Raw genomic sequence first — 21,904 nt, forward strand, 5'->3', positions numbered from 1 at the left:
GTGCGGTCGTCGTGCGACTGCTGGGTTCCGGCGTGGTCGTACGTCCAAGGGCTGAGGTCGATCGGGACTCCTGACAGGAGCCACTCTGCGATTCGCCTCTTACTCTGGGGGAATGAGCGCAATCGAACCCAGTGACACCGCGGCGGACGCGGACGCGGCCGTCGCCAACACTTCCGGACTCCCGGTCGCACCCGGCGGACCCAAGGGTTCCGTCCTCGATCCGGAGCACCGGGCGCTCAGCATCGGCATCGTCTCCGTCGTCCTGCTCATCGCCTTCGAGGCGACCGCCGTCGGCACCGCGATGCCCGTCGCCGCCCGTGAGCTGGACGGCATCCCCCTCTACGCCTTCGCCTTCTCCGCGTACTTCACCACCAGCCTCTTCGGCATGGTCCTGGCCGGCCAGTGGTCCGACCGGAGGGGGCCGCTCGCCCCGCTCGCCAGCGGCATCAGCGCCTTCGCCGCAGGGCTGCTGCTCTCCGGGACCGCCGGGGCGATGTGGCAGTTCATCCTCGGCCGGGCCGTGCAGGGGCTCGGCGGAGGCCTCGTCATCGTCGCGCTGTACGTGGTCGTCGGTCGCGCCTACTCCGAGCACCTCAGGCCCGCGATCATGGCGGCCTTCGCCGCCTCCTGGGTGGTCCCCTCCGTCGTCGGGCCGCTCGCTTCCGGCACCGTCACCGAGCACCTCGGCTGGCGCTGGGTCTTCGTGGGCATTCCCGTCCTCGTCGTCTTCCCGCTGGCCCTCGCCCTTCCCGCGATACGCCGGACGGCCTCCGGCGCCGCCGACCCCGATGCTGCCGTCGCCCCCTGGGACCGGCGCCGGGTGCTGCTGGCCCTCGCCATCTCGGCCGGCGCGGCGCTGCTCCAGTACGCGGGCCAGGAACTGCGCCTGCTCTCCCTGCTTCCCGCCGTCGCGGGGTTCGCGCTCCTGGTGCCCGCCGTGCGCGGGTTGCTGCCGCGCGGCACCTACCGGGCCGCCCACGGCCTGCCCTCCGTCGTCCTGCTGCGCGGCATCGCCGCCGGGTCCTTCATCGCCGCCGAGTCCTTCGTCCCCCTGATGCTGGTGTCCCAGCGCGGGCTCAGCCCCACCCTGGCCGGTCTCTCGCTGGCGGTCGGCGGCCTCACCTGGGCGCTCGGATCGTGGGTCCAGTCCCGACCGTGGACGGAACCGCACCGTGAGCGGCTCGTCGTCCTCGGCATGGTCCTCGTGGTGCTCTCGGTGGCCGCCGCGCCCAGCGTGCTGATCGCTTCCGTGCCGGTCTGGACGGTCGCGGTGGCCTGGGCCTTCGGCTGCCTCGGCATGGGCGCCGTGATCGCCTCGACGAGCGTGCTCCTGATGAAGCTCTCCGCCCCCGAGGAGGTGGGCGCCAATTCGGCGGCCCTCCAGATCTCCGACGGCCTCTCCAACGTCCTGCTGCTCGCGGCCGGCGGTGCGGCCTTCGCGGCGCTCGGTGGCGGCGCGGTGGGCCACGCGATGGACGCCGGCGGGACGGGGGGCTCCCACCCGGCCGCCTTCGCCGCCGTCTTCCTGCCGATGGCGGGGGTGGCGGCGGTGGGGGCGTGGGTGGCGACACGGCTGCACCGGCCGGAGCAGCCCTCCGGCGGCTGAATATTCCGGTACGGGGTCGCTGCGGCGGCGCTACCGTTCCGGCATGGCCATGAACGTGCGTCTCCGCGACGACCAGATCGAGGACCTCGGACGGCGCGCCGAGCAGGAGGGCACCAACGTGCACGCCCTCGTCCTGCGGGCGGTCGACGAGTACCTCGCCCGCACCGCCCGGGAAGCCGTCGTGCGCAGGACGGCGGGGGAGCAGGCCGTCACGTGGCACGAGCTCTTGGAGCGCCTCAAGTGAAGTGCGCCCACTTCTCGACCGAGGACACCCTGATCGTCGCCGAGTACGCGGTCGACGACCAGAAGGTGGTCGTCCGTGACGCGGGGCTGCTCGATTCCGCGACGCACCGCCCGTCGGCCTCCGTGTTCGGCGAGGAGGCCTACCCGGACCCCGTCTCCAGGGCCGCCGCCCTGTTCCAGTCCCTCGCGGTCAACCATCCCTTCGTCGACGGGAACAAGCGGACGGCCCGGCTCTCCTGCGTCACCTTCCTCGCGATGAACGGCATCCGGCTGCGGCCCGACATCGACGCGGCGGAACGGCTGGTCATCGCCGTGACGACCGGCGAGGCCGGGGAGATCGACGCCATCGTGCGGGGGTTGACCGAGTTGATCGACCCCGAGGCGAGGGGAGGCGACCCCGAGGCGAGGGGAATCGCCCCCGACGTGAGGTGAATCGCACCCGTCTGCTCGTCACCCCGATTCGTACGGGGTTCCGGCCGGGCCGCCGGTAAGGTGGCCCGGTTGTCATATCTGGACGAGCGTCGAACCCGGAGATCGTGACTACCACCGCCACCTCCTCACACCACCTCTCTCCCGCCTTCCCCGGCCGTGCCCCCTGGGGCACCGCAAACAAGCTGCGCGCCTGGCAGCAGGGGGCCATGGAGAAGTACATCCAGGAGCAGCCCCGTGACTTCCTCGCGGTCGCCACGCCCGGCGCCGGCAAGACCACCTTCGCGCTGACCCTCGCCTCGTGGCTGCTGCACCACCACGTCGTGCAGCAGGTCACCGTCGTCGCCCCCACCGAGCACCTCAAGAAGCAGTGGGCGGCTGCGGCGGCGCGGATAGGGATCAAGCTGGACCCCGACTACAGCGCCGGACCGCTGAGCAAGGAGTACGACGGGATCGCGATCACGTACGCCGGTGTCGGCGTGCGGCCCATGCTCCACCGCAACCGTTCCGAGCAGCGCAAGACCCTCGTCATCCTCGACGAGATCCACCACGCCGGAGACTCCAAGTCCTGGGGCGAGGCCTGCCTGGAGGCCTTCGAGCCCGCCACCCGGCGGCTCGCGCTGACCGGCACCCCGTTCCGTTCCGACACCAATCCGATCCCCTTCGTCACGTACGAGGAGGGGAACGACGGGATCCGGCGGTCCTCGGCCGATTACACGTACGGCTACGGGAACGCCCTGGGCGACGGCGTCGTCCGTCCGGTCATCTTCCTCTCCTACAGCGGCAACATGCGCTGGCGGACCAAGGCCGGCGACGAGATCGCGGCCCGCCTCGGCGAGCCGATGACCAAGGACGCGATCTCGCAGGCCTGGCGCACCGCGCTCGACCCGCGCGGCGACTGGATGCCGAACGTGCTGCGCGCCGCCGACCAGCGGCTGACCGAGGTCCGGAAGTCCATTCCGGACGCCGGCGGGCTGGTCATCGCCTCCGACCAGGACTCGGCCCGCTCCTACGCGAAGCTGATCCGCGAGATCACCGGCACCAAGGCCACCGTCGTCCTCTCCGACGACACCGGCGCGTCGAGCCGCATCGACGAGTTCAGCGAGAACACCGACCGTTGGATGGTCGCCGTCCGGATGGTGTCCGAGGGCGTGGACGTGCCGCGGCTCGCGGTCGGCGTGTACGCGACGACGATCTCCACTCCGCTCTTCTTTGCGCAGGCCGTGGGACGTTTCGTGCGTTCCCGCAGGCGCGGCGAGACCGCGTCCGTGTTCCTTCCGACGATCCCCAGCCTCCTCGGTTTCGCCAATGAGATGGAGGTCGAGCGGGACCACGTCCTGGACAAGCCCAAGAAGGCCGGCGAGGACGAGGACCCGTACGCCGAGTCCGAGAAGGAGATGGCGGAGGCCGAGCGCCAGCAGGACGAGGACACCGGCGAGCAGGACATGCTGCCCTTCGAGGCGCTGGAGTCGGACGCCGTCTTCGACCGGGTGCTCTACAACAGTGCCGAGTTCGGCATGCAGGCCCACCCCGGAAGCGAGGAGGAGCAGGACTACCTCGGCATTCCCGGCCTCCTCGAACCCGACCAGGTCCAGCTGCTCCTCCAGAAGCGGCAGGCCCGGCAGATCGCCCACAGCCGCAAGCGGCCGGACAGCGAGGCGGACCTGTTGGAGCTTCCGGCGGAGCGGCGTCCCGTCGTTTCCCACAAGGAACTCCTCGAACTGCGCAAGCAGCTCAACACGATGGTCGGCGCCTACGTCCACCAGAGCGGCAAGCCGCACGGCGTCATCCACACCGAGCTGCGGCGGGTGTGCGGAGGTCCGCCGAGCGCGGAGGCGACGGCCGGGCAGATCCGGGAGCGGATCAAGAAGGTCCAGGAGTGGGCCACCCGCATGCGGTGAGCCGGTCCCTCCGGAAACGAGCGAGGCCCGTGCGCAGGTGTGCGCGCGGGCCTCGGCCGTCCCGCGACGACGGGGACCGGCCCGACGGCGGACCCCGCCGCCGGCCGCCGACCGGTGCCGTGCCACGGGCCTGACATAGGCGATCTTGTCCGTCAAAGTCGCACGTCCGAGCGACGAAGGTCCCGAACCGCCTCCATACGGTCAGCGGCGCCCGGATTCTGGACGAGGTCTTCCGCTGAGCGGAGCGCGACGCTACTGTCCCGGCTCACAAGCAATCGCCCCGTGGCAGCGCCGCCGCGGAGCGCAGCCGGTGTACCCCTTCGCCGGCGGCCTCTGACGTGCGTCGCCGCGGGACCGGCGCCGCAACTCCGTGAGAGCCCGCCGCCACTCACTCCGAAGGAGAGGGCGTCGTGACCGCGGAGACCTCCCAGACGCTCGACAGAGGGCTCAGAGTCCTCAAACTGCTCGCCGATACCGACCACGGCCTGACCGTCACCGAGTTGTCCAACAAACTCGGCGTCAACCGGACGGTGGTCTACCGCCTGCTCGCCACGCTGGAGCAGCACGCCCTGGTCCGTCGCGACCTCGGCGGTCGGGCCCGCGTCGGCCTCGGCGTGCTGCGGCTCGGCCGGCAGGTCCATCCCCTGGTCCGGGAGGCCGCGCTGCCCGCGCTGCGTTCGCTCGCCGAGGACATCGGCGCGACCGCCCACCTGACCCTCGTCGACGGTGCGGAGGCGCTCGCCGTCGCGGTCGTCGAACCGACCTGGACCGACTACCACGTCGCCTATCGGGCCGGCTTCCGCCATCCGCTCGACCGGGGAGCTGCCGGACGGGCGATACTCGCCGCCCGACAGGGCGGGCTGACCGAGCCGGGCTTCACCCTCACCCACGGCGAACTGGAAGCCGGTGCGAGCGGCGCGGCGGCACCGCTCGTCGGCGTCACCGGCGTCGAGGGCAGCGTCGGCGTCGTGATGCTCGCGGACGCCGTGCCGGAGCGGGTGGGCCCCCGCGTGGTGGACGCGGCCCGCGAGGTCGCCGACGCACTCCGCTGAGCCGGCGCACCGGGTCCTCGCACCGCACCCAGCCGCCGCACCGCACCGATTCGCCGTACTGCACCGATTCGCCGCGCCGCACCGGTCCCGCCCCGTCGGGCCGGCCCGCGCCGCGCCGTCTCAGCTGCCGGAGGAGGTCAGGAGCGCGCCCAGCGGCGTGACGGCGTGGCGGACCGATCTGCCCGTGCGGGTCGTCGTGAGGAGCCCCGCCGCGCGGAGCGCTTGGGCGTGGGCCGAGGCCGTTGCGTTGCTGACGCCGAGGCAGCGGGCCAGTTCCGTGGTGGTACGGGGCTCCGTCAGGGTCCGCAGGAGCGCGGCCCGGGTGCGGCCGAGCACCCCGGCGAGGGCCTCCTCGTGGCCGTCCCCGACGGCTCCGGCGTCCCCGACGGCCCCGCCGGCCCCGGTGAGCGGCAGTGCCCCGCCCGCCGGGTACGCGAGGACCACCGGGCGGTCCGGCAGGTCCTGGAGGAGCGGCCCGCCCCGCCAGTGGAAGGTCGGCAGCAGCACGAGGCCGCGACCGGCGAGGTGCACCTCGCGAAGGGCGGTGCCCGGCCACTCCCAGACCCCCTCCCGAAACCCCGGCGCCAAGGCCGCGAGTGCCGCGCCCAACCCCTGCTCGGCGACGACCAGCGCGTGCCGGGCGAACTCCGCCCGGTGCAGGTCCTGCACCCGGGACCAGACCGGCGCCAGCACCGTCTCGTACGCGGCCCGCTGCGCCCGCTCCCACACCCGCCACGCGTCCGGGCTCCCGGCGTGCAGGGCCCTGATCCACGGCGGTACGGGCCGTCGCCCCGCCCCGTACACCCGCTCCAGTTCGGACCGCACGCACTCCGGCCGGGCCGCCCGCACCCGTGCGAGGCCCTCCTCCCGGGTCTCTCCGAGGACGTCGAGGAAGCGCGGGGCCGTCCCGCCCGGCACCAGGTCCGCGAGCGGTTCCGCCGTGCGCGGCAGGGCACGCAGCAGCCGGCCCCGCCAGCGTCCGAAGAGCAGCTCCTCGTGCGGGGCGCCCATCATCATCAGGGCCGCGTGCAGCTCGGCCACGGGAGACGGCCGGGGTGCGAACCGCACCCGGGCGAAGTCCCCGGACGTGAAGTGGACGCGCAGCAATGCTCCCCCTGTGGCAAGCCTTTCGGGCCGGGCCTGAACCTTCGCGCCCCGCTCCCCTCCGCCCCAGGATGCCGCACATGACACAGCTTCCCGCGCCCAGCCGCCGTACCGTCGCCAAGGCCGCCCTCCTGGGCGCCGCCGCCCTCCTCGGCCCCGCCGTCGCCCCCGCGGCCGCCGTCGCTCCCGCCCGGGCGCAGGAGGGGCCGACCGCGCTCCGGCTGCCCGCGCCGACCGGCCCCCACCCCGTCGGCCTGCGCACCCGCGTCCTGACCGACCGCTCCCGACAGGACCCCTGGGAGCCCGGCGCCCGCCGGGTCAAGGTCAGCGTCCTCTATCCGGCCCGCACCGTCCGCGGCTGCCCGCGCGCCCCGCAACTCACCCCCGCCGAGGCCGAGGCCTTCGCCGAGCTCGCACCCCGGGTGCACCCCGGCCTTCCGGCCGGGGGCGTCGACTGGGGCGCGGTCCTCACTCACGGGCACCTGGACGCCCCTCCGCTCCCGGGCCGCCGACCGGTGCTCTTCTACGGGCCCGGGGGCGGCGATTCCCGCACCCTCGGCACGGTTCTCGCCGAAGAGCTCGCCAGCCACGGACGGATCGTGGTCCTCGTCGACCATCCCGGTGACGCCAGCCAGGTGGAGCTGCCCGGGGGCGTGCGCCTGACCGTCCTCACCGGGCCGCCGGGCCCGGAGACCTTCCGCGCCATGGTCTCCACCCGGGTCGCCGACCTCCGCCTCCTCCTCGACCGGCTCGGCGACCTGCCCCTGGCCTCCGCCATGGACCCGCGCCGGATCGGCGTGTACGGGCACTCGGCGGGGGGCACCGCCGCCGTCCACGCACTGGCCACCGACGACCGGATCGGCGCCGGCGTCAACCTGGAGGGCCACCTCGACCTGGACCCGGAGCTCATGGCGGGCCTCGACAAACCCCTCCTGATGTTCCGCACCGACGGCTTTCGGGAGGCCGCACGCCTGACGCGTTCCTGGGCGGGCGTCCCCGCCCGCCGGTGCCTCCTGCCGGCCGGCAGCGACCACGGGGTCTTCACCGACTACGCCCACCTCGTCCCGCAGCTCCAGGCCGCCGGGCTCGTCACCGCCGACACCAGGGCCGCGCTCATCGGGCCGGCCGATCCGGCGGCGGCGACGGCCGTCGTGCGGCACGGTCTGCGTTCCTTCTTCGCCCGTCGACTTCCCGCACGGGCGCGTCGGGCCTAGCCCCTCGAACCGGGCCCCCGCGGTGCCCCGCCGGACCGGGGCGCGCCCCGTCGTCGGGCCGCCGGTGCGGGGGCCGCCGGGCCCCCTCCCGCGCCCGCCACCGTGCCCCGGTGCGCGTCCCAGTAGATTGGGGGCGTGCTCTCCAGCCTCTCCCGTCCCCGCGTCCTCGCGCTCTGCGCCCTGCCCGTCGCCGCGCTCTTCGCCGTCGCCGGGCTGGCCCCGCTGCCGTACGCGATCGCCCAGCCCGGTACGACGGCCAACGTGCTCGGTACGGACAAGGGGCGTGAGGTCATCACCATCACGGGCGCCCCGGTCCGGGCCACCGAGGGCCAGCTGCTGATGACGACCATCCTCGCGACCGGGCCGTCCACGGAGGTCGACCTCGCGGACGTGGCCGACGCCTGGTTCCGCACCGACCGGGCCGTCCTCCCGCACGACGCGGTCTACCCCTCGGGGAAGTCGGACGCAGAGATCGAGGAGCGCAACCTCGGGCAGATGAAGGAGTCGCAGGACGCCGCCGCCCTCGCCGCGCTCGGATACCTGGAGAAGGACCCGAAGGAGGTGCAGGTGAGCCTGCACCTCGCGGACGTCGGCGGGCCCAGCGCCGGTCTCCTCTTCGCCCTCGGGATCGTGGACAAGCTCGACGGCGACGGGGACGGCGGTGACCTCACCGGCGGCCGGACCGTCGCCGGTACGGGCACGATCGACCCGGACGGCACGGTCGGGGCGGTCGGCGGGGTCTCCCTGAAGACGCAGGCCGCCGCCCGGGACGGGGCCACCGTCTTCCTCGTCCCGAAGGACGAGTGTGCGGACGCGCGGGCCGAGCAGCCCAAGGGCCTGCGGCTCGTGCCCGTCACCACGCTCAGCGACGCGGTGGACTCCCTGCGGGCCCTGGAACGGGGGCAGGGGGCGAAGGTTCCGTCCTGCTGAGGTCCTCGCCGGGGCGGCCGGCGGGGGTACGGTCCATGCCGCGCCAGGCCGGGAAGACCATCGGCGAGAGCGTCGCCAGGAAGTAGGCCGTCCCGATCCCCAGCAGCGTCGTCGCCAGGCCGAACCGCTCGACCAGGAGCCCCGCCGCCAGGCCGCCCAAGGGGGTGGTGAGCAGGACCCCCGCCGTGCTGGCGCCCATCACCCGGCTCCGCAGGGCGTCCGGCACCTGCTCGTACATGACCGTGGTCAGGATCGGGTTGAGGACCCCGGCGCCGAGGCCGGCCGCCGCCGCCGTCAGGAGCAGGGGCGCGGTGGTGTCGGTGAGGGCGGCCACCAGATAGGGCGGGGCGCCGCAGATCAGGAAGCCCGCCGTGAACACCGCCCGGCGCGGGAAGCGTTCCCCGACCGCCCCGTAGAGCAGCGCACCGGCCAGGGCGCAGCCGGCGAAGACCGAGACGATGAGGCCCTGCGTGCCCGGGCCGCCGAGGACCTCCCGGGCGTGCACCGGGAGCAGGACCGAGGTCCAGCTCTGGTTGAGGCCGTTGGTGACCATCACCATGACGGTGATGCCCAGCAGCAGTCGGGTGCGGAACAGGAAGGCGTACCCCTCGCGCAGGTCGGCGCGGTAGCGGGCGGGGGAGAGGCGGGGGCCGTCGCGCAGGGGCTCGGCCGACGGCACCCCGCGCAGTCCCGCCACGACGAGCAGCGCGGAGACGGCGAAGGTGGCCGCGTCGAGGAGCAGGACCGTGCCGGGGCCCAGGAACGCCACGAGCAGTCCGGCGATCGCGGCGCCCGTCATCCGGGCGCCGCGCGCCACCGCGTCGTACAGGCTGGCCGCCCGGGTGAGCGAGGTCCCGGCGCGTCCGGCGAGGTCGGGCACGAGCACGTGCCGGGCCATTTCGCCCGGTGCGTGGAAGAGCCCGGTGACCGCCATCAGCGCGCACAACAGCCAGAAGTGGAGGACTCCGACCTGGTGCAGGAGCGGGATCGAGGCGAGCGCGAGCCCGCAGACCAGGTCGGAGACGATGCTGATCCGCCGGCGCCCGAGGCGGTCGATGACCGGGCCGCCGGCGATCGCCGAGACGAGCACCGGGAAGGCCGCGCAGAAGGCGACGAGCCCGGCCTTGCCGGGGCTTCCCGTGGTCTCCAGGGCGAACCACGGGACGCCGATGAGCGTGAGTGAATTGCCGCTGATGGACACGGCGTTGGCCGCCAGGACGGTGGCCAGCGGAATGCGGTCGCGGGCCCTTTCCGCCCGCTGTTCTCCCCCCGCGGCGGTCATGCGGCCAGGCTGACGTCACGACCCGCCGGCACGGCCATGCGCAGGCCCAGCTCGACGAGGCCCCAACCCAACCGGGCGCGGAGGGCGGAGGTGAGGGAGGGGGAGGGGGATTGCGGTCGGGGCGCGCCGGCCTTGAGCCGCAGCTCCGCGGCGGCCAGCGCGTGCAACTGGAGGTGGATGTCGGCATGCATGGGATGCGGAAGTCCTTCCGTGGGTGCGTGCGTGCGTGCGGTGCCGTGTGGTGTCGTGCCGTGCTGATCGGGCCCTGATGCGGTGCCGTGCTGATCGGGCCCTGATGCGGTGCCGTGCGGACGGGCCCCGGGGTGCGGTGCCGTGCGGAGCGGGTCCGCAGCACGGTGCCGTGTGGACGGGGGCCGGCGTCCGCGTCCCCCGTCCCGGCCCGCTGCCGGCTCAGTCCCGTTGCTGCGGTTCGTCCCCGTGCTGCGGGAACGCGTGCAGGTGCATCCGGACGGGCGCGGCGCCCGGCGCCTCCGGGTCGGCGCTGTCGCGGTACTCGTCGATCAGCGCGTGGATCTTCCCGTTGAGCTCGCGCAGCCGCTCGGGCGGCAGGGTCAGCCTGAAGTCGCTGAAGTCCCAGGCGCCGTGCCAGGACTCGTCCCAGGTGTGCCGGGTGGCGACCCAGGTGGACATCTCCTGGGTGTGGATGGTCGCGACCTCGTGCATGACGAGGTCGAGCGCACCCTGGACCTCGGGGTCCGGGTTTCCGTGGAGGGTCTCGTCGAAGAGGGTCCCGTGATGGGCCGCCCTCCACCACCGCTCCCGTCCCTTGCCGAGCGTCGGGTCGTCCGTGATGAAGTCGTGGGCGGCGAGTTGGCGCAGGTGGTAGCTGGTGGCGCCGCTGGACTCGCCGAGCCGTTCGGCCAGTTGGGAGGCGGTGGCGGGCCCGTGCCGGCGCAGGGCGCGGAGCAGCTGGATGCGCAGGGGGTGGGCGATGGCGCGCAGGGACCGGGGGTCGAGCATGCGGTTCGGGTACTGCTCGGGCGGCGGGTCCTGCCGCTCGGGGAAGCGCTCTTCGGACTCGGGCATGAGCTCACCGTAGGCGTGCAAAGAAATGGTTGCAAGGGTTTCTTTGCAACTACTTCTTTGCATGCTCCCCGGCGGGCGCGCTAGTCCTGTGCGGCCTGCTCCACCAACGGGATGATCCGCAGCGGTACGGGGTTCTCCATCACGATCGCGGTGGAGGCCCGGACGATCCCCTCGAAGCCCACCACCTTGTCGATCACCCGCTGGAGGTCCGCGTTGGAGCGGGCGACGAGCCGGCACAGCATGTCTCCGTGTCCCGTCGTCGTGTGCAGCTCCAGGACCTCCGGCACCGTCGCCAGGTGCCCCCGCACGTCCGCGCCCTGCCCCTGCTTGATCTCCAGGGTCGCGAAGGCGGTCACCGGGTAGCCGAGCGCCGCGGGGTCCACCTGGGGGCCGAAGCCGCGGATCACCCCGCTCGCCTGGAGCCGGTCGAGCCGCGCCTGCACCGTGCCGCGCGCCACCCCCAGGCGGCGGGAGGCCTCCAGGACCCCGATCCGCGGCTCCCGGGCGAGGAGCGCGATCAGTCGGCCGTCCAAATGATCGATCGCCATGGCGACCTCCTCATGGTCAGGATGTACAAGTCGCACGGTCATGTTCGTCGATCGCTATGCAGATTGACCAGTAGATCAGCAAACTCTTGCGCACCTTGCCGAACGGCGGGACATTGCTGCCATGGCAGATACCTCGATGACCATCGACCCCACCCCTTCCGCCGCGCGCGAGGCCGATCCCTTCCCGGTCAAGGGAATGGACGCGGTCGTCTTCGCCGTCGGCAACGCCAAGCAGGCCGCGCACTACTACTCCACGGCCTTCGGCATGAAGCTGGTCGCCTACTCCGGACCGGAGAACGGCAGCCGGGAGACCGCCAGCTACGTCCTCACCAACGGCGCCGCCCGCTTCGTCTTCACCTCCGTCATCAAGGCCTCGACCGACTGGGGCCGCTTCCTCGCCGAGCACGTCGCCGAGCACGGTGACGGCGTCGTCGACCTGGCGATCGAGGTGCCGGACGCGCGTGCCGCGTACGCCTATGCCGTCGAGCACGGCGCCACCGGCGTCACCGAGCCGTACGAGCTGAAGGACGAGCACGGCACCGTCGTCCTGGCGGCCATCGCCACCTACGGCAAGACCCGCCACACCCTCGTCGAGCGCTCCGGCTACGACGGCCCCTACCTGCCCGGCTTCGTCTCCGCGAACCCGATCGTCGAGCCGCCGGCCAAGCGCACCTTCCAGGCCATCGACCACTGCGTCGGCAACGTCGAGCTCGGCAAGATGAACGACTGGGTCGGCTTCTACAACAAGGTCATGGGCTTCACGAACATGAAGGAGTTCGTGGGCGACGACATCGCGACCGAGTACTCGGCGCTGATGTCCAAGGTCGTCGCGGACGGCACCCTCAAGGTGAAGTTCCCGATCAACGAGCCGGCGATCGCGAAGAAGAAGTCGCAGATCGACGAGTACCTGGAGTTCTACGGCGGGGCGGGCGTCCAGCACATCGCCCTCGCCACCAACGACATCGTCGCGAGCGTGCGCGCGATGCGGGCGGCGGGCGTGCAGTTCCTCGACACCCCCGACTCGTACTACGACACGCTCGGCGAGTGGGCGGGCGAGACCCGCGTGCCCATCGAGATCCTGCGCGAGCTGAAGATCCTCGTCGACCGCGACGAGGACGGCTACCTGCTGCAGATCTTCACCAAGCCGGTCCAGGACCGCCCGACCGTCTTCTTCGAGATGATCGAGCGCCACGGTTCCATGGGCTTCGGCAAGGGCAACTTCAAGGCCCTGTTCGAGGCGATCGAGCGCGAGCAGGAGAAGCGCGGCAACCTGTAGGCGACGGGGCCCGCGTTCCGGGCCCCGCACCCAGACGTGCACCACAGACCGGGTCGGCCCGGGCGCCCGTTCCACCGGGCCCGGACCGGCCCGACGGCGTCCCGGCGGGACACGGGGCCTGCCCGGGACGCCTTCCCCTCCCCGGCCCCGCCACCGGCCGGGGACCGAGCCCCGGACCGAGCCCCGGGCTCCCGGGCGCTCCGCCGCGGCGTCAGTCGCGCGCCGCCTCCGGTGCGTCCCCGCCCTTCGCCCGCGTCGGGGGCGCGGCCGTCGGGCCCGATCGTGCCGCGGACGCCGGGGAGCCCAGCTCCGGGGGGAGTTCGACCGAGGGCTCGCCCAGGGCGGCCAGGGCCTCCTCGGCCGTGCGCGCGTGCAGCGGGGAGAAGTCCGGGTTGATCCGCAGCGCCTCCTCCAGGTGCCGGCGGGCCGGACCCGGCCGGTCCAGGGCGCGCTCGATCGCGCCGCGGTGGTACGTGAAGAGCGCGCTCCGCCGGCCCTCTTCGGTGGCCAGCTTCGCGTAGCCCAGCGCCTCCTTCGACGCGCCCGACCGGTGCAGCGCCCATCCCAGCGCGTCCGCCGTCCCCACCGAGCGGTGGCCCCGCGCCCACTCCGCGCGCATCCGGACCGCTGCGTCCGCCGGGTCGCCGTGATCCGCATCGAGGAGCCCCAGCGGCACTTCGGCCCCCGTCCAGGTGCCCTTCCGCAGCCGCTCGTACAGGGCCCGTGCCTCCCCGTCCCGCCCCAGCGACTCGTACAGCTCGCCCGCCTCCAACAGGTACTCCGGCAGCGGCAGCCGGACCAGCGCCGCCCGCCAGTCGCGCAGCGCCTCGTCCGGGCGGCCGAGGGCCGCCAGGGCCCGTGCCCGGCCCGCGAGCGAGGGCCCGTGGTCCCGTACCAGCCGCAGGGCCGCCCCGTACCGCGCGCGTGCCTCCTCCGGCTCGCCCCGCTCCCACGCCAGGTCCCCGAGCCGCCCCAGCGCCGCGGCCCTCTCGGCGTCCGAGTCCGCCAGCGCCACCGCGTCCAGGGCCGCCGCGTCGGCGTCCTCGCGCCAGCCGCGGTCGCGGTAGGTCTGCGAGGCCCTGGCCCGCACCACCGCGCCCGCGTGCAGCTCCTCCAGGTCCTCCATGGCCTTCCGGGCCGCCGCGTACGCGCCGAGGCCGTTGTAGGCGTCGATCAGCACCGGATACACCGGCCACCGCTTCGGGGCGGCCTTCCGCACCTGTTCGCCCCACTTCCGCGCGGTGCGCCAGTCCCCCCGGGCCACGGCGAGCGCGGCGAGGCCCAGCGGGGCGTCCAGGTTGCCGCGGGCGGCGGGCCGTTCGGCGAGCGAGCGCTGCAGGGCCCGTTCGGCCTTCGGGTACTCCCGGGCGTCTCCGAGACGGGTGCCGCGCTCCGTGTAGGCCGCGCCCAACTCCGCCCAGGACGCCCCGTCCTCCGGATGGGCCCGCACCCACTGCTCCCGGTCGGAGATCAGCGCGGTCAGGTCCGGGAGCGCGGCCGGAGCGCCCGCCCGGGCCGCGACCGTCGCCCGCTCCGCCGGACCGGGCGGGGACGGCGGACCCTGGTCGACGAACTCCGGGACGTACAACAGCGCCGTCGCCGCGAGCACCGCGCCCACGCCGGCGGCCAGGACCGTCCTCGACACGTTCTGGGGCTTCATGGCGCTTACTGTGCTCCCGCGGCCGGTCGTGAGGAGAGCGCACGAAGCGGTCCCTCCGGCGGGTTCACACCGATGGCCCCGGGTGCCACGCTGGAGACATGGACGATCTTCAGAAGGACGATCCCCGCACCGATCTCCCGACGCGACTCCACACCGCACTGCTGGCCGGGCTCCCCGCCGAGGCACTGCTCACCGACCCCGACGTGACGACCTCCTACGCACGGGACATGGCGAGCTTCTGCGCGGCCGGAACCCCCGCGGTCGTCGTGCTCCCGCGCACGGTCGAGCAGGTGCAGCACGTCATGCGCACCGCGACCGAACTGCGCGTCCCCGTCGTCCCGCAGGGCGCCCGCACGGGCCTGTCCGGCGGCGCCAACGCCTCGGACGGCTGCATCGTGCTCTCCCTGGTGAAGATGGACCGCATCCTGGAGGTCGATCCGGTCGACCGGATCGCCGTCGTCGAACCGGGCGTCGTCAACGCCGTGCTGTCCCGGGCCGTCGCGGAGCACGGTCTGTACTACCCGCCGGACCCGTCCAGTTGGGAGACGTGCACCATCGGCGGGAACATCGGCACCGCCTCCGGCGGCCTCTGCTGCGTGAAGTACGGGGTCACCGCCGAGTACGTCCTCGGACTCGACGTCGTCCTCGCCGACGGCAGGCTCCTGCGGACCGGCCGGCGCACCGCCAAGGGCGTCGCCGGCTATGACCTCACCCGGCTCTTCGTCGGCTCGGAGGGCAGCCTCGGCATCGTCGTCGGAGCGGTCCTGGCGCTCAAGCCACGGCCGCCGGCGCAGCTCGTGCTCGCCGCCGAGTTCCCCTCCACGGCGTCCGCCTGTGCGGCCGTCTGCGCGATCATGGAGCGGGGGCACACCCCTTCGCTGCTGGAACTCATGGACCGGACCACCATTCGCGCGGTCAATGAACTGACCCGCATGGGACTGCCCACCACCACCGAGGCACTGCTCCTGTGCGCCTTCGACACCCCGGACCCGGGCGTCGATCTGGCCGCCGTCGGAGAGCTGTGCCGGGCCGCGGGAGCCACCGAGGTCGTGCCGGCCGCCGACGCCGCCGAATCCGAACTCCTGCTCCAGGCACGCCGGACGTCGCTCACCGCCCTGGAGACGATCAAGCCCGCGACGATGATCGACGACGTCTGCGTGCCGCGGACGCGGCTCGCCGAGATGCTCGACGGCACGGCGGCGATCGCGGAGAAGTACCGCCTGACCATCGGCGTCTGCGCCCACGCCGGGGACGGCAACACCCATCCCGTGGTCTGCTTCGACCCGGCCGACGAGGACGAGTCGCGCAGGGCCCGGGAGTCCTTCGACGAGATCATGGCGCTCGGGCTCGCCCTGGGCGGCACGATCACCGGTGAGCACGGCGTGGGCGTCCTCAAGAAGGAGTGGCTGGCGCGGGAGCTGGGGCCGGTCGGCCTGGAGCTGCAGCGCGGGATCAAGGACGTCTTCGACCCGCTGGGGCTCCTGAACCCCGGAAAGCTCTTCTGAGTCCACGGACGGGGGCGGCAGCTCACAGCTCGCCGTCCTGGGACTCGTCCGACGGCCACGGGTCGCGCAGCCAGAGCTCGTCGGCGACCGTCGTGGTCGCCAGGAGCTCGGCGAGCCCGTCGTCGAGCCCGAGGCGCTCGGCCTCGGTGCCCGGCGGGACCGCGCGCAGGGTCCGCTCCAGCCAGGCGGACACCTGCGCGGACGGGGCTTCGAGCAGTGCGTCGCCGTCGGGGGAGGAGAGCGCCATCAGGATGACGCCGCGGCCGTCGACCTTCGTCGGCCAGATGCGGACGTCCCCGTGGCCGCAGGCCCGGAAGACGCCTTCGACGAGCAGTTCGCGCGCGAAGGTCCAGTTGACCGGGTGGTCCGTGCCGATGTGGAAGGTGATGTGGACGGCGTACGGGTCGTCGGTGCGGTAGGCGAGCCGGGCGGGCACGGGGACGGAGCGCTCGGGCGAGAGCACCAGCTTCAGTTCCAGCTCGCGCTCGACGGCGGGGTTGTCGGTGTTCTGCATGGTCCTGCTCCTTCTCGCGGGCGGGCCCCGGGCGGGCCTTCACCCGGAGAGAGCGGGGTGGACGCGGTTCATTACGCGACTTCGGGAAGTTTTTTCGGGAAGTTTTTTCCCGACCCGTCCCGGGGAGGTGTTCCGAGCGGCCCACTCCGAGGGATGCATCGGCCCGAACATCACTGGGAGTGACCAATTCCGTTACGTGTCCCCCCGAAGGCGGGCTTTCTCGCGGGCTCCTTCTCCCCCCGGGGACGTTCTTCGTTACTGTCCTCCTTGGGTGCGGCACGCCCGGCGCGCTGCCGTGCGGATCAAAGGCGTTGTGACTGAACGGAGTCGGGGCAGTGGCTACTCCTCCTGGAGGCGGCGGAGAGGTACCGCAGGCGGGGTACTACCCGGACCCGTCCATTCCCGGATACATCCGGTACTGGAACGGGGGAGCCTGGGTGCCCGGCACGAGCCGGCCGGCCCCCGTGGACGGTGAGGTTCCGCCGGGTCCGCCCGCCTCGGCGGTCCCGGCCGGCCCGATCCTGGCCGCCAGCCCGGCTCCGGCCCCCGCGCCCGTTCCGGCCCCCGCGCCCGTTCCGGCCCCTGCGCCCGCTCCGGCCCCCGCGCGGGCCGCCGCGCCCGGACAGGCCCCGGCCCCCGTCCAAGCCGCCGCGCACGTGCCGCTCCAGGCGCAGGCTCCCGTGCCCGCGGTCGAGGAGACCGGACCCGTCTTCCTCGACGAGGAGCCGGCCGCACCGGAGCCCGCGTCGGCCTGGCAGGCCGACGCCTCCCGACAGGCGGGCTTCGGCGGTGCCTGCGACCAGAAGGTTTCCTGGGGCGCCCCCCGGACCCCCGATCCGCGCACCCCGGCCGAGTGGCCGGTGGCGGGCGGGAGCGAGCCGGAGGAAGAGCGGGACGCCGTCCCCGAACCCCGGTCGGCCGCGGGAGCGCAGCGTCTCGGGGGCATGCCGGTCACTCCGGTGCCCACGCCGTCCCCGGCCCCCCGGCCGCAGCCCCAGCAGCCCCGACCGGCGCCGGAGGCTCCCGCCCCTGCGCCTGCCCCGGCTCCCGCCCCTGCCCCGGCTCCCGCCTCTTCGGCGGCTGCGGCGCCCGCCCCGGCTCCGACCCCCGCCTCCGCTCCCGCTCCCGCTGCGGCGACGCCCTCCTGGGCCCAACAGCAGGCCCAGGCCCAACAGCAGGCCCAGGCGCAGCAGTCGGCCCGGGAGCAGCAGCCGGTCGCCCCGTGGAAGCCGCCCGTCGACGACGTCTTCCAGCAGGCGGCGCGGGCGCAGGCCGCCGCGCGCCCCGCCGGGCTCGGCAGGCGCCTGCTCGCCCGACTGGTCGACAGCATCGTCCTGGGTGCGCTGGTCGGCGCGGCCTCCGTGCCCTTCGTGACGGCGGCCCTGGACCACATCGAGGGCAAGATCGAGGCGGCCAGACAGACCGGAACCACCGTTCAGGTCTGGCTCCTGGACGCGACCACCTCCGTCCAGTTCGGCATCGTGCTCGCCCTGCTGTTCGTCCTCGGGCTCCTGTACGAGGTGCTGCCCACCGCCAAGTGGGGCCGCACCCTGGGCAAGAAGCTGTGCGGGATCGAGGTCCGGGACATCGAGGCGCACCAACCGCCGACCTTCGGCAAGGCGCTCCGTCGCTGGCTCGTCTACGGTCTGCTGGGACTCCTGGCCATCGGCGTCCTGAACGTCCTCTGGTGCCTCTTCGACCGCCCCTGGCGGCAGTGCTGGCACGACAAGGCGGCCCGCACCTTCGTGGCGCGCTGAGCCGTCCCCCGTGCCCCGTCGCCCGAACGGGCGGTGATTCCTTGCGGGCCCGTCCCGCCCGGGATGCACTGCCCCCATGAGCACCGACCAGCCGCCGTCCGGCCAACAGCCCGAGGACGATCCGTTCAGCAAGAGGCCCCCGGAGCCACCGGCCGGGGAGCCGCCGGCCGGCCCGCCGCCCGGTGAGCCCCCGCCGGGCCCCCCGCCGGGGAATCCGTACGACAGTGCGCCCCCGCCTCCGTACGGCGGCTACGGCGGGGGGTACGGGGGGACCGACCCGCTCTCCGGGATGCCGCCGCTGGCGGACACCGGTCGCCGGATCCTCGCGCGGCTCATCGACTGGGTGATCCTCGCGGTGCCGCTCGCGATCATCGGCATCCCGTTCGACGTGTACCAGCGGGCGACCGAGGACGGCAATGACTTCGGCGACACCGTCAACAGCCTCAACGGCGGCAGCCAACTGGTCTTCCAGCTCATCACGATCGTCGCGTACGTCGCCTACGACACCGTGCTCACGGCCAGGAACGGTCGGACCGTCGGCAAGAAGTTGATGAAGCTGCGGGTCGCGATGCTCAACGACGGGTCGACGCCCCCGATGAACCAATCGCTCCTGCGCGCCGTCGTGCTCTGGCTGCCCGCGCTGATCTGCTGCGCCTGCCTGTGGCCGTTGCTCATCCTCATCCTGATCATGGTGGACAAGCCGTACAAGCAAGGTCTGCACGACAAGGCGGCGAAGACGGTGGTCGTCAGCGCCTCCGAGTGACTCCGGGTCCCCGAAGGGGACGAACCGTCACGAAGGGATCCGGGTGTCGGCCCCCGCGCCCACGCGCTGGGTCGGCACCCGGACCCCTTCGCGTGCGAAGGGCTTGACGGGCTGCTCGCGCCGCGGCATCGTCACCGCCACCAGGATCCCGAGCAGCAGCGCCGCCACGCAGACCGCCGCGATGCCGAGCGTCGTCGTCGTACCGGAGAGCAGCAGTAGGGCCACGGTCGCGAGCACGACGGTGGCCGAACCGTAGGCGAGCTGTGCGGTGTTCGGACGCAGCATGACAAATCCGTCCCTCGGGTTCCCGGCCGACTCTATGACGTCGATGCCCGGGCGGCGCCAGGGGTAAGCGTGACCTAACCCACGATGTCGAGGCGCAAGGGGCGCACAGGGTCACGAAAGCCGCCAACCACCCCGCATATGCGCCCATCGACCGTCCGATAATCGGAAGTCGTCTCCCGCATAGTGCAGTTGGTCTGTGCAAGTCAAGATCTGTCTTTTCTTCCCGCACTCCGGTCCAATGTCGTCACTTGTGACGCGCGACCCCGCCGGACGGACACCCCACCTTCGGTCCGAGAGCGCGGGCGCCGGGGAGGACAACATCAAGTGACCAATAGACGACGGACGATCAGAGCGTCCGCAGTCGTCGTGGCGCTCGCGGCCACCGCCGCCACCGCCTCGACCTTCAGCACTGCATGGGCCGTCGGCCACGGAAACGTGGAGCCGGTCGGCATCCAGACCGTCGACAAGACGACGGTCGACCACGACCTTGAAGGCCCCTTCAGCGAGCAGCAGGAGCAGCAGCGCAAGGCTGCCCTGGAGCAGGTGCTGAACGGTGACGCCAAGGTCGAGAAGCGGGGCGGCTCCCAGGTCGTCAAGCTCGGCGCGAAGAAGTACGTCGAGCTCGGCCGCGAGAAGACCGACAAGATCTTCACCATCCTCGTCGAGTTCGGCGACCAGGTCGACAACACGACCCTGGTCGACCGCAAGGACGACGACACCACCGAGCTGAAGCCGAAGTACGGCGGCGAGCCCGGCCCGCTGCACAACCAGATAGCCAAGCCCGACCGCGCCACGGACAACTCGACGGCGTGGCAGGCGGACTACAACCAGGCGCACTTCCAGGACCTGTACTTCGGTACCGGCAAGGACGCCAAGGGTCAGCCGAAGGCCTCGCTGAAGACCTACTACGAGCGGACCTCGTCCGGTCGCTACTCGGTCGACGGCGCGGTCACCGACTGGGTCAAGGTCCCGTACAACGAGGCCCGTTACGGCTCGAACTACTGTGGCCAGTCCAACTGCGGCAACGTCTGGGACGTCGTCCGGGACGGCGTGACCGCCTGGGTCGAGCAGCAGAAGGCCCAGGGCAAGAGCGACGCCGAGATCAAGGCGGGCCTGGCCGAGTTCGACCAGTGGGACCGCTACGACTTCGACGGCGACGGCAACTTCAACGAGCCCGACGGCTACATCGACCACTTCCAGATCGTCCACGCGGGCGAGGACGAGTCGGCCGGTGGCGGCGTCCAGGGCGGCGACGCCCTGTGGGCGCACCGTTGGTACGCCTACGGCACCAACGCGGGCAAGACCGGCCCGGAGAACAACAAGGCCGGCGGCACCCAGATCGGTGACACCGGCATCTGGGTCGGTGACTACACCCTGCAGCCGGAGAACGGCGGCCTCGGTGTCTTCGCCCACGAGTACGGTCACGACCTCGGTCTGCCGGACCACTACGACACGGCCGGCGGCGAGAACTCGACCGGCTTCTGGGACCTGATGTCCTCGGGCTCCTGGCTCGGCAAGGGCAAGGACTCCATCGGCGACCTGCCCGGTGACATGAGCGCCTGGGACAAGCTCCAGCTCGGTTGGCTGAACTACGCCAAGGTCAGCGACTGGCAGCGGTCCACCAAGACCACCCACAAGCTGGGCGTCTCGGCGTACAACACCAAGAACCCGCAGGCGCTCCTCGTCGAGCTGCCGAAGAAGAAGGTCACCACGGAGATCGTGGCTCCCGCCGAGGGCGCCACCCAGTGGTGGAGCGACATGGGTGACGACCTCAAGAACACCCTCACCCGCTCCGTCGACCTGACGGGCAAGAGCGCGGCCTCCCTGGACCTCCAGGGCTGGTACGACATCGAGGCCGAGTACGACTACCTGTACACCGAGGTGTCCACCGACGGCGGTGCCAACTGGACCGCCGTGGACGGCACCGTCGACGGTCAGCCGATCCCGCGCGACGCCTCCGGCACCCCGGCGCTGACGGGCATCTCCGGTGCGTACAAGAAGCTCTCGTACAACCTGGACGCCTACGCGGGCAAGAAGTTCGACCTGCGCTTCCGCTACCAGACGGACGGCGGCCTCGCGCTCAAGGGCTTCGCGGCCGACACCATCACCCTGACCGCGGACGGCGCCACCCTCTTCTCGGACAACGCCGAGAACGGTGACAACGGCTGGGTCGCCAAGGGCTTCTCGCGCATCGGCAACGGCTTCACGAACGAGTACGAGCAGTACTACATCGCGGAGAACCGCCAGTACGTGTCGTACGACTCGACCCTCAAGGTCGGCCCGTACAACTTCGGCTTCAGCGGCGACAAGGCCAGCTGGGTCGAGCACTACCCGTACCAGAACGGTCTGTTGATCTGGCTGTGGGACACCTCGCAGAAGGACAACAACACCTCGCAGCACCCGGGCCAGGGCCTCGTCCTTCCGATCGACGCCCACCCGAGCCCGCTGAAGTGGCGTGACGGCACCCTGATGCGCAACCGCATCCAGTCCTACGACTCGCCGTTCAGCATCCGTCGCACCGACGGCTTCCAGCTGCACAAGGCCGGCGAGGCGACCTGGGTCCCGTCCCAGGCCGGCAACCCGACCTTCGACGACCGCAAGGGCGTCTACTGGTTCGCCGAGAACCCGCGGGCCGGTGTGAAGGTAACTGACACCAACACCAAGATCCAGGTCATCAAGGAGCCGAAGAACGGCCAGACGATCACGGTTCGGGTTGGTCCCTCCACCAATTAATTGGTAAAACTGCAGGTCAAAGCATGATCGGCCGTCGCCCTCTAGCGGGCGGCGG

20 protein-coding genes are annotated in these 21,904 nt (G+C 72.5%); 12 read left to right on the forward strand and 8 right to left on the reverse strand.

Annotation, left to right across the window (positions count from 1 at the left end; all coding sequences use genetic code 11):
• Positions 1 to 112 precede the first annotated feature (112 nt).
• From ACFW22_RS10185 to ACFW22_RS10205, 5 genes are all read left to right on the forward strand, one after another.
• Positions 113 to 1,606, forward strand: a complete 1,494-nt coding sequence (locus ACFW22_RS10185; RefSeq protein WP_386401250.1) for an MFS transporter — start codon at positions 113 to 115, stop codon at positions 1,604 to 1,606.
• Between the two features lie 43 nt (positions 1,607 to 1,649).
• A complete protein-coding gene (locus tag ACFW22_RS10190) occupies positions 1,650 to 1,850 on the forward strand; it encodes a CopG family transcriptional regulator (RefSeq protein WP_386401252.1) in 201 nt (66 codons plus the stop codon).
• Positions 1,847 to 2,281, forward strand: coding sequence for a type II toxin-antitoxin system death-on-curing family toxin (locus ACFW22_RS10195; RefSeq protein WP_386401254.1), 435 nt, complete (start codon positions 1,847 to 1,849; stop codon positions 2,279 to 2,281). Before ACFW22_RS10190 ends, ACFW22_RS10195 begins: the two co-directional genes overlap by 4 nt.
• A 101-nt stretch (positions 2,282 to 2,382) precedes the next feature.
• The gene (locus ACFW22_RS10200) at positions 2,383 to 4,179 is read left to right on the forward strand and encodes a DEAD/DEAH box helicase (protein WP_386401389.1); all 1,797 of its coding nucleotides are present in this window, start codon (positions 2,383 to 2,385) and stop codon (positions 4,177 to 4,179) included.
• Between the two features lie 410 nt (positions 4,180 to 4,589).
• The gene (locus ACFW22_RS10205; protein WP_041129456.1) at positions 4,590 to 5,231 is read left to right on the forward strand and encodes an IclR family transcriptional regulator; all 642 of its coding nucleotides are present in this window, start codon (positions 4,590 to 4,592) and stop codon (positions 5,229 to 5,231) included.
• Positions 5,232 to 5,351: 120 nt separating this feature from the next.
• On the opposite strand, the gene ACFW22_RS10210 is transcribed toward ACFW22_RS10205, so the two are convergent.
• The gene (locus ACFW22_RS10210) at positions 5,352 to 6,338 is read right to left on the reverse strand and encodes an ArsR/SmtB family transcription factor (protein WP_386401256.1); all 987 of its coding nucleotides are present in this window, start codon (positions 6,336 to 6,338) and stop codon (positions 5,352 to 5,354) included.
• Between the two features lie 77 nt (positions 6,339 to 6,415).
• Here ACFW22_RS10210 and ACFW22_RS10215 point away from each other — a divergent pair, with 77 nt between their 5' ends.
• A complete protein-coding gene (locus ACFW22_RS10215) occupies positions 6,416 to 7,549 on the forward strand; it encodes an acetylhydrolase (RefSeq protein ID WP_386401258.1) in 1,134 nt (377 codons plus the stop codon).
• Between the two features lie 135 nt (positions 7,550 to 7,684).
• A complete protein-coding gene (locus tag ACFW22_RS10220; protein ID WP_386401260.1) occupies positions 7,685 to 8,479 on the forward strand; it encodes a S16 family serine protease in 795 nt (264 codons plus the stop codon).
• On the opposite strand, the gene ACFW22_RS10225 is transcribed toward ACFW22_RS10220, so the two are convergent.
• The 4 genes from ACFW22_RS10225 to ACFW22_RS10240 all read right to left on the reverse strand — a co-directional run bounded on the left by ACFW22_RS10225 (position 8,412) and on the right by ACFW22_RS10240 (position 11,356).
• Complete coding sequence (locus ACFW22_RS10225; protein ID WP_386401263.1) at positions 8,412 to 9,761, reverse strand: MFS transporter; 1,350 nt, start codon at positions 9,759 to 9,761, stop codon at positions 8,412 to 8,414. The genes ACFW22_RS10220 and ACFW22_RS10225 overlap by 68 nt on opposite strands.
• Complete coding sequence (locus ACFW22_RS10230; RefSeq protein WP_386401265.1) at positions 9,758 to 9,952, reverse strand: hypothetical protein; 195 nt, start codon at positions 9,950 to 9,952, stop codon at positions 9,758 to 9,760. Before ACFW22_RS10230 ends, ACFW22_RS10225 begins: the two co-directional genes overlap by 4 nt.
• Before the next feature lie 220 nt (positions 9,953 to 10,172).
• On the reverse strand, positions 10,173 to 10,808 hold the full coding sequence (locus ACFW22_RS10235) for an ArsR/SmtB family transcription factor (protein ID WP_386401267.1): 636 nt from the start codon (positions 10,806 to 10,808) through the stop codon (positions 10,173 to 10,175).
• 80 nt (positions 10,809 to 10,888) lie between these two features.
• A complete protein-coding gene (locus tag ACFW22_RS10240) occupies positions 10,889 to 11,356 on the reverse strand; it encodes an Lrp/AsnC family transcriptional regulator (RefSeq protein ID WP_386401269.1) in 468 nt (155 codons plus the stop codon).
• A 136-nt stretch (positions 11,357 to 11,492) separates the two neighbouring features.
• Between ACFW22_RS10240 and hppD the strand changes: the two genes are divergently transcribed.
• The gene (gene hppD, locus ACFW22_RS10245) at positions 11,493 to 12,632 is read left to right on the forward strand and encodes a 4-hydroxyphenylpyruvate dioxygenase (protein WP_386401391.1); all 1,140 of its coding nucleotides are present in this window, start codon (positions 11,493 to 11,495) and stop codon (positions 12,630 to 12,632) included.
• A 211-nt stretch (positions 12,633 to 12,843) separates the two neighbouring features.
• Here hppD and ACFW22_RS10250 read toward each other — a convergent pair whose 3' ends face one another.
• Positions 12,844 to 14,292, reverse strand: a complete 1,449-nt coding sequence (locus tag ACFW22_RS10250) for a hypothetical protein (RefSeq protein WP_386401271.1) — start codon at positions 14,290 to 14,292, stop codon at positions 12,844 to 12,846.
• A 98-nt stretch (positions 14,293 to 14,390) separates the two neighbouring features.
• Here ACFW22_RS10250 and ACFW22_RS10255 point away from each other — a divergent pair, with 98 nt between their 5' ends.
• Complete coding sequence (locus ACFW22_RS10255) at positions 14,391 to 15,797, forward strand: FAD-binding oxidoreductase (RefSeq protein ID WP_386401273.1); 1,407 nt, start codon at positions 14,391 to 14,393, stop codon at positions 15,795 to 15,797.
• Positions 15,798 to 15,819: 22 nt separating this feature from the next.
• On the opposite strand, the gene ACFW22_RS10260 is transcribed toward ACFW22_RS10255, so the two are convergent.
• Positions 15,820 to 16,311, reverse strand: coding sequence for an SsgA family sporulation/cell division regulator (locus tag ACFW22_RS10260; RefSeq protein ID WP_386401275.1), 492 nt, complete (start codon positions 16,309 to 16,311; stop codon positions 15,820 to 15,822).
• Between the two features lie 335 nt (positions 16,312 to 16,646).
• Here ACFW22_RS10260 and ACFW22_RS10265 point away from each other — a divergent pair, with 335 nt between their 5' ends.
• Complete coding sequence (locus ACFW22_RS10265; RefSeq protein WP_386401277.1) at positions 16,647 to 18,068, forward strand: RDD family protein; 1,422 nt, start codon at positions 16,647 to 16,649, stop codon at positions 18,066 to 18,068.
• A gap of 76 nt (positions 18,069 to 18,144) precedes the next feature.
• Positions 18,145 to 18,831, forward strand: coding sequence for an RDD family protein (locus ACFW22_RS10270; RefSeq protein ID WP_386401279.1), 687 nt, complete (start codon positions 18,145 to 18,147; stop codon positions 18,829 to 18,831).
• Positions 18,832 to 18,858: 27 nt separating this feature from the next.
• Here the strand turns inward: ACFW22_RS10270 and ACFW22_RS10275 are convergent, their stop codons facing one another.
• Positions 18,859 to 19,116: a hypothetical protein gene (locus ACFW22_RS10275; protein WP_386401281.1), complete on the reverse strand. Its 258-nt coding sequence runs from the start codon at positions 19,114 to 19,116 to the stop codon at positions 18,859 to 18,861.
• Between the two features lie 324 nt (positions 19,117 to 19,440).
• Between ACFW22_RS10275 and ACFW22_RS10280 the strand changes: the two genes are divergently transcribed.
• Positions 19,441 to 21,849, forward strand: coding sequence for an immune inhibitor A domain-containing protein (locus tag ACFW22_RS10280; protein WP_386401283.1), 2,409 nt, complete (start codon positions 19,441 to 19,443; stop codon positions 21,847 to 21,849).
• Positions 21,850 to 21,904 lie beyond the last annotated feature (55 nt).

The sequence above is a fragment of the Streptomyces sp. NPDC058872 genome (assembly GCF_042743065.1).
Classification (GTDB): Bacteria; Actinomycetota; Actinomycetes; order Streptomycetales; family Streptomycetaceae; genus Streptomyces.